At 76.1% G+C, this 6,224-nt stretch carries 8 protein-coding genes and 1 pseudogene; 2 read left to right on the forward strand and 7 right to left on the reverse strand.

From position 1 onward, the window contains the following. The 6 genes and pseudogenes from D476_RS0115635 to D476_RS35665 form a co-directional block, all read right to left on the reverse strand. Positions 1-574, reverse strand: a 574-nt coding sequence (locus D476_RS0115635; protein ID WP_026123543.1) for a hypothetical protein, incomplete at its 3' end; no start/stop codon positions are given. Beyond that, positions 571-1,575, reverse strand: a complete 1,005-nt coding sequence (locus D476_RS0115640) for a GNAT family N-acetyltransferase (RefSeq protein ID WP_017624882.1) — start codon at positions 1,573-1,575, stop codon at positions 571-573. The genes D476_RS0115635 and D476_RS0115640, both read right to left, overlap by 4 nt. After that, positions 1,575-2,465 carry a nucleoside-diphosphate kinase gene (locus tag D476_RS0115645; RefSeq protein WP_017624883.1) on the reverse strand — a complete coding sequence of 297 codons (891 nt, stop codon included), beginning with the start codon at positions 2,463-2,465 and terminating at the stop codon, positions 1,575-1,577. The genes D476_RS0115640 and D476_RS0115645 overlap by 1 nt, the downstream gene beginning before the upstream one ends. Beyond that, positions 2,449-2,718, reverse strand: coding sequence for a YqcI/YcgG family protein (locus tag D476_RS40125; protein ID WP_204366995.1), 270 nt, complete (start codon positions 2,716-2,718; stop codon positions 2,449-2,451). Before D476_RS40125 ends, D476_RS0115645 begins: the two co-directional genes overlap by 17 nt. Before the next feature lie 43 nt (positions 2,719-2,761). Beyond that, positions 2,762-3,187 (reverse strand): annotated as a pseudogene (locus D476_RS40130) (YqcI/YcgG family protein); the annotation flags it as partial. A 95-nt stretch (positions 3,188-3,282) separates the two neighbouring features. After that, positions 3,283-4,038: a methyltransferase domain-containing protein gene (locus D476_RS35665; protein ID WP_152529367.1), complete on the reverse strand. Its 756-nt coding sequence runs from the start codon at positions 4,036-4,038 to the stop codon at positions 3,283-3,285. 332 nt (positions 4,039-4,370) lie between these two features. Between D476_RS35665 and D476_RS0115655 the strand changes: the two genes are divergently transcribed. Beyond that, positions 4,371-4,811: an HIT family protein gene (locus D476_RS0115655; RefSeq protein WP_239648722.1), complete on the forward strand. Its 441-nt coding sequence runs from the start codon at positions 4,371-4,373 to the stop codon at positions 4,809-4,811. Continuing rightward, complete coding sequence (locus D476_RS0115660) at positions 4,811-5,728, forward strand: nucleotidyltransferase domain-containing protein (RefSeq protein ID WP_017624886.1); 918 nt, start codon at positions 4,811-4,813, stop codon at positions 5,726-5,728. Before D476_RS0115655 ends, D476_RS0115660 begins: the two co-directional genes overlap by 1 nt. A gap of 21 nt (positions 5,729-5,749) precedes the next feature. Here D476_RS0115660 and D476_RS0115665 read toward each other — a convergent pair whose 3' ends face one another. Further along, on the reverse strand, positions 5,750-6,199 hold the full coding sequence (locus D476_RS0115665) for an AfsR/SARP family transcriptional regulator (RefSeq protein ID WP_017624887.1): 450 nt from the start codon (positions 6,197-6,199) through the stop codon (positions 5,750-5,752). Positions 6,200-6,224 lie beyond the last annotated feature (25 nt).

Below are 6,224 nucleotides of genomic sequence, written 5' to 3' on the forward strand. Positions count from 1 at the left end.
GGGCCGGGGCCAGACCCGCCAGGTAGGACTCCCAGTCGTCCCACCACACCGGCATCGCGCACCGCTCGGTCAGGGGGAAGGACACGCCGCCGAGCCCGGCCACCGCCTCCTCGACCGCCGCGCCCCGGGTGTACAGCACGTACAGCGCGGCCATCCCGTTGGCGCGGCCCCACTCGGCGGCGCCCCGCAGACAGCGCCCGACCGCCTCGGCCCGGTCGGCGCAGCGCCCGGCCGGGTCGCCCAGGTACCCGGGGGCGACCAGCACCAGCGCGGGAAGCGCGCGGCCGGGCCCGTGCGGCAGCTCCGCCAGGCGCCGCGCCCGCAGCCCGGGGTCGGGCACCGGGAAGACCGGCGGGTCGCGCCAGAGGACGGCTCGGGGGTTGTAGGCCTCGTAGGCGTCCGGGTCGGTGACGACGGCGCCGAAGAAGCCCACGTCGGCGCCGTCGGTGACGGTGTGGGGCGCACCGGGCAGGCGCCCGCCCATCGCCCGCAGCCAGGCGGGGCTCTGCAGCGGTGAGCCGTGCTCCAGCAGCGTCCAGGCCTTCTCGTCGAAGCCGGGGACGACGGCGCTCATCCGACCACCCGCCCCAGGCGCACCGGCCGCAGCCCGTACCGGGTCTTGAACTCGTCGTTGCGCCGCCCGAACTCCAGCACGGGCAGGCCCGTGCCCAGCCCCGCCTCCATCTCGGCGGCGAAGAGCACGTACTGCGGGCTCCAGTTCAGCTCGCTCGGGTACAGGCACCCGCCCGCCCAGAAGTGCGCCGAGCGCCGGTCCAGCAGGCAGACGGAGGCGGCGAGCAGGGTGCCGTCCAGCTCCAGGCGCAGGATGCGGCAGTCGTCGCCGAGCGCGCGCAGCAGGGCCTCCAACTCGTCGGGCGGGTAGTAGCCCGGGGCGTGCTTGTCCGCGGTGGCCAGGCACAGGTCGAGGACGTCCCGCCGCAGCGCCCGGTCGGGGGTGTCGAACCGGACCACGGCGCCCGCGTCGGCGGCGCGCCTGCGGTAGAGCCGCATGGTGCGGCGGGAGGAGCGGCCCACCCCGGCCAGGTGGTCGTCGACGGACGCCGGGCCCGGGGCGCGGGGCAGCCGGTAGCGGGGCGTGGTCTCCTGCAGCTCCAGCCCGATCCCCTCCAGCGCCGCCGCCAGCTCCCCGCCGAGCGGGATGTTGACCAGGCCCCAGGTGTCGGCCCCGGTGTCGGCGGCCAGGTCGGCCAGCGCCTCCCAGAGCGGCCCGACCAGGCCGGGGCCGACGGGCAGGCGGGAGGGGAGCGCCGTCTCGTAGCAGTGCCACATGTGCCCGGCCAGGATCCGCACGGCCGGCGCGCCCGGCTCGGCCGCGAAGGGGTCGGCGGTGTGCGCCAGGTAGAGCGGAAGCACCGCCGCCGGTTCCCCGCCTTCGTCCCGGGCCACCAGGTAGAACGCCTTGGACCCGGCGGTCAGCGGCCGCTCCTCGATGCTCCGGAGGAAGTCGTGGCCGTAGAAGACCGAGGCGTGGGCGGCCAGCCGCTCCCAGGCCCGGCGCCCGATCCCCCCGATCGCGTCCTCCACGCTGACGCGCACCCGTGCCGCGGCCCCCATCAGGCCGCCGCCTCCGCCTCGACGGCGCCGCGGCCGCGCGCGGGCGGGAAGTACAGGGAGGTCTCCAGGACCAGGTGCTCCCAGGCGTCGGGGCGCACCCCGATCCGCTCCAGCTCCTCCAGCACGGTGCGCATCCGCACCCGCTCCAGCCAGTCGGGGGTGAACTCGCAGCGCAGCACCTCGGCCAGCGGGCCGCGCACGTGCCCGGCCACCAGGTCGGCGAGCGCGTCACCGGCGCCGGGGCGGCCGAGCGCGGCCCGGTCGGGGAAGGCGGCCCCGGCCCGGGTGCGCACCCCGGCGGGCAGGTCCTCCCAGAGCGCCAGCAGCGCCCGGGTGCGCACCCCGGCCAGGACGTCGTCGAATGCGCGGCGCTCCTCGGCCCCGCCGCCGCCCAGGCCGCACAGGTAGGAGGCGTCCGCGCCGCCCGCGTCGGCGGGGGACAGCCCGAACACCCCGGCCTCGCGCGCCGACTCCTGCGGCCCGTCCGAGGAGTGCATCAGCCCCAGCACGCTGTTGACGGCGCCGAAGTCGGCGCGGATGGTGCCCGGGACGGCGCGGTGCGGGTGCTGGTGGCCCTTGCGCTCGGCGAGCGCGCGGTGCGGATCGGCGTGCCGGTCGGCGCCCCGGCACAGCAGCGCCAGCGACGGGCCCGAGGAGAACAGGGCGTCCACCAGCCGGTAGCGCCAGGTCTGCCACTGGCCCGCGATCACGTCGGCGTACAGGTCGTCGATCATCTCCGGGTCGGCGCGCACCAGGCGCGCCGCCGCCGGGCGGAAGCCCTCGGCGGCCAGGCGCTCGGCCATCCTCCCTTGCAGCCCCCGGTGCAGCGCGTCCGGGCTGAGCAGCACGAACACGTGCCGCTCCCAGAAGCGCTCATCGGTCTCGCCCATGGTTGCTCCTCTCTGCGGGTGGGTGCCCCCGCTCCGCGGGCGGGCCGGGGTCGGGGGGCGCGGGCGGGCGGAAGGGGCAGGCGTCCGGCTCCGCGACCGCCGTGTCGTCGGGAAGCGCGTACTGGCGCCACTTGTGGGTGGAGGACCGGCGGGGGTCGCCCATGTGGGGGTGCGGGGCGACCGCGTCGTATCCGGCCAGGCCGGCGCGGACCCGGCGCTTGGCCGAGCGCCCGGCGGGGGTCGACCCGCCGATCCCCTCGAAGACGCGGCGGGGCTGGAAGACGNACGCGGCGGGTCTGGAAGACGAGGGTCAGGCAGGGCCCCAGGTCGCGGCTGCGGCGGGCGCCGTAGGCGGGGCTGCCCATGAAGGTGAACCAGGGCTCCCCGGCGAAGCACCACTGCCAGGCGGGGTCGGCCGGGTCGGCCGGGACCTCGGACGGCCACGGGTCCTCGTCCCGTGCGCTCAGGCCCTCCAGCACCGCCCAGAAGCGGTCCCGGTCCTCCGCCAGGGACGGAGCCGCGCGCGGCGGCCCCACGAACACGATGAGCGACTTGCGGGGCGCCCCGGTCCAGGCCTCGTCGCGGAAGGCGCGGACGGCGCGGGCCAGGCCGTCCAGGCCGTACCGGGGGAGGCGGTCGTCGACGGCGGCGAAGCGGTTGTCGCCCCGGCGCTGCCCGCGCACCCCGAAGTAGCAGGGGTGCTCCGGCCCGGTGGCCGTCATCCGGGCGTCGAAGACCGCGTGCGCGTCCGCCAGCCAGTCCCAGGGGGCGGGGCCGCCGCCGGCGGCGGCGATCTCCTCCGACCTCCACGGCGCGCTCACCGCCCGTCCTCCTGCGCCTGGGCCAGCACCACGGCCGTCCGGCCGTCGGCGCGCAGCGGCCCCCGGGAGAAGTCGCCCCACATGTCCAGCAGGCGCCACCCGGTGGCCCGCAGGTCCTCGGGGACGTCCTCGGGCCACAGGAAGCGGAAGGGCAGCGGCGGCCCGTACACGCGCTCGGCGACCGCTCCCGAGGCGTCCAGCCGCTCGAAGCGGATGCCCAGTTCGACCCGGCCGTCCGCGAGGTCCACCACGCGGGTGGTGTCCTCCCAGCGCACCGACGGGTCGGCGAAGCGCTCCACGACCACCGAGTCGCGCGCGGCCAGCTTGGCCGCATCCGGCAGGGCCGCGTCGAAGGCGAGCAGGCCGCCCGGCTCGGTGTTGGCGCGCACGTTGTCCAGCACCCGGCGCAGGTGGCCGCGGGTGGCGACGTGGTTGAACGTGTTGAGCGCGGCATAGGAGAGCGCCGCGGGCGCCGGGAGGGTGTACTCGGCCAGGTCGGCCTCGATCAGGCGGATGCCGTCGCCGACGCGCTCGCGGCACCGCTCCAGGGCCCGCCCGGAGCCGTCGATGCCGGTGTCGGGGCGGACGGTCCGGGCGACGCGGCCGTCACCGATGCCGAGTTCGGCCACCGGCCCCCGGACGCCCTCGGCCAGGCCCTGGTAGAAGGCGGTGTCGGGCAGGTCGATCCGGTCGTTGACCTCGGCGAAGCGGTCGGCGAGCAGCTCGAACGCCATGAGTTCCTCAGTGGGCACGGCACCTCCTGCGGGAAGGGACGCCGATCACTGTGCCAATCGGCCCTTGACAGCGCCTTGCATTCGCCATGACGGTCACTTGCACACGTGGTCGGAAGGCGATTTTCCATTCCGCCCTGGACGGCCCCGTTGCGGTCGGGTAGGAAGGGGTGGACGAACGGGATGCCCGAATTCCCGCCCCCCTCGGAAGGGAAGGGCCGGGGGTACCGCCGGAATGACCGGGCGGAACTCCGGAAATCGAAACCGAATGGCCCGTCGGCAATCCCGAATTCCAGCCCCGGAAATCCGTGAATTGGGTGGTGATCGTGGCGGACTGCATCATGTGCCGCGGCGTGGACGCTGACCCGGACCTGATGCGGGTCCAGGTGTGGGAGGACGAGAACTGGAGGCTGACCACGGCGGTCGTCGGCGAGGCCCCCGGTTTCTCCTTCCTGGAGCCCAAGCGCCACATCCGCTATGTGCACGAGCTCGACGGCGAGGCGGCGGCGACGTTCGGCACGGTCCTGGCCGAGAGCACCGCCGCCATCAAGGAGGCGACCGGCGCCGAGCTGGTGTACGTCTACATCTTCGGCGGGTCCTTCGACCACCTGCACGTCCACCTGGCGCCGCAGGCCGCGGACGGCCCCTTCAACGACTGCATGCTCAAGGGCGCGATCGTGGAGAAGGTCCTGGACAACGGGGCGGTGGTGCAGAGCAGCGAGGACTACCCGCTGCTCCCCGACGCCGACCTGCGGGCCGCGGCCGAGGCGATCCGCGCGGCGCGGAGCCGCTGATGGGCGCCCCGGCCGCCGCGACCGCCGCCGAGGCGCTGGGCTCCCTGCCCGACGGCGTGGTGCACGCGCTCGCCGCCCGCGGCATCGCCCCGCACGACCTGGACGCCGCCCGCGTCCTGGACCCGCGCCCCGCGCAGGCGGTGCTGCTCACCGGCTCCTACGCCACCGGGGAGTTCAACCCCACCTCCGACCTGGACCTGCTGGTGCTGACCGACGGGTCCGCCCCCGCCCGGCCGCCGGGCGCCACCAACCACCCCTCCACCTTCGGCGACAGCTTCGACACGGCGGTGGGCGGCCTGGTGGTCAACACCGAGTACGTGGACCGGGCCCGCGCCGACGAGCTGTCCCGGGTGGTCGCCGGGGCCGCCGGCGCGCCCGGCGGTGCGGCGCCGCCGGACCTGCCGAACCTGCAGCCGCTGGAGGTGCGGCTGGTCCAGCGGCTGACCATCGGGGTTCCGCTGTACGGCGGCGACCTGGTCGACCGGCTCCGCCCCGGGCTGGGCGAGGAGACCGTGCGCGCCTCCGCGGCGGCCCTGAACTTCGTGATGGCGCTGAGCCTGCTGGAGGACACCACGGTGCTGCCGTCCCCGGCGCGGGAGCTGATGTGCCGCAGCACGGGGGAGGCGCTCCTGCTCAGCGCGATCAACGCTTTCGGGCCGATCACCTACGACGTCAAGCACCTGTGCTCGCGGGCCGCCGCGCTGGCCGCCCGCCCCGGGGCTCCGACGGTCGCCGCCGACCACGAGCGCGCCTTGTTCGCCGACCGCCTCCCGCACACCGAGGCGCTCGACCTGCTCCTCGGGCACGCCGAGGACCTGTACGCACGGCTGGCGGGCGGCGGCGCGCCCGAGGCGGTCGTGCCGATGCTGCAGCCCTTCCGCGGGCAGTGGGCGTGGACGGGGCGGGCCTTCGCCTGAGGGCCCGCCCCGCCCGGGGGGTCACACCCGGCGCCGGATGATGTCCAAATGCGCCCGGGAGAGCTCGGGGGAGACGTCGAGGCCGAGCTCCTCGACCAGCCGCGAGCGCGTCTGGCGGAACACCTCCACCGCCTCGGCCTGCCGCCCGTCGGCGTACAGCGTGTACATCAGACGGGCGGCCAGGCGCTCGCGCATCGGGTTCTCCTCCCACGCCTGGCGGAGCAGCGGGTCGGCCCCGGCGTCGCGGAGCCGGAGACGGGCCCCGGCCCGCTCCTCCAGGACGGTGAGCCGCAGCGTGCCCAGCCGGTCCGCCTCGTGCCGGGCGAACGCGTACTCGTGCAGGTCGGCGAAGGGGGAGCCGACCCACATGTCCAGCGCGCGGTCGAAGTGGTCCACGGCGGAGGCCGGACGGCCCCGCCGCAGGTCCGCGAACCCCTCGTCGGCGGCCTGCTCGAAGCGGGCCGCGTCCACCGCCTGGCGGGGCAGGGACCGGCGG

Source organism: Nocardiopsis chromatogenes YIM 90109, from assembly GCF_000341185.1.
In the GTDB taxonomy this organism is placed as follows: domain Bacteria; phylum Actinomycetota; class Actinomycetes; order Streptosporangiales; family Streptosporangiaceae; genus Nocardiopsis_A; species Nocardiopsis_A chromatogenes.

Bases quoted from the DNA above. Each gene is read 5' to 3' on its own strand.
- D476_RS0115645 (WP_017624883.1), bottom strand. From the start codon at position 2,465: ATGGGCGAGACCGATGAGCGCTTCTGGGAGCGGCACGTGTTCGTGCTG.
- D476_RS0115660 (WP_017624886.1), top strand. From the start codon at position 4,811: ATGGGCGCCCCGGCCGCCGCGACCGCCGCCGAGGCGCTGGGCTCCCTG.
- D476_RS0115640 (WP_017624882.1), bottom strand. From the start codon at position 1,575: ATGGGGGCCGCGGCACGGGTGCGCGTCAGCGTGGAGGACGCGATCGGG.